General features: G+C 36.7%; 1 protein-coding gene. It reads right to left on the bottom strand.

Annotated elements, in window-relative coordinates; all coding sequences use genetic code 11:
- Positions 1-381, bottom strand: a 381-nt coding sequence (locus AACS00_RS09915) for a class I fructose-bisphosphate aldolase (protein WP_146205788.1), incomplete at its 3' end; no start/stop codon positions are given.
- Positions 382-392: the final 11 nt, after the last annotated feature.

The raw sequence follows: 392 nt of genomic DNA, 5'->3' as shown, positions 1-392 counted from the left end.
ATCTAATAAGCTGTCTAAGTTGTCGATTGGTTTCATTAATTGAACACCATTTTGCTCTTCAGCAAGACCTTTGTCTACTTTTAAGAACGGAACAACACCTTTATCAGCTAAGTAATCTGCAGTGTATTTGCCTTCTACTTCGCGATCCATTGTTTGTTCGAAAAGAATAGCACCCAAAATTTTATCTGGTGAGAATGAAGGTGAAGTTACCACACGTGTACGCATATCGTGAACAAGTTGGAACATTTCGTCTTCATTGCTATATTGATCTTCGTCTACACCATATTCTTTAAGTGCTTTTGGTGTACTACCACCACTTTGGTCTAATGCGGCAATAAAGCCTTTTCCATTTTTCATTTTTTCTAATTGCTCTTTATTCATACTTTCCACTC

This window comes from Vibrio sp. 11986-1-5 (assembly GCF_963878025.1).
GTDB lineage: Bacteria > Pseudomonadota > Gammaproteobacteria > Enterobacterales > Vibrionaceae > Vibrio > Vibrio injensis.
This window is presented reverse-complemented; position numbering and strand designations above follow the sequence as displayed.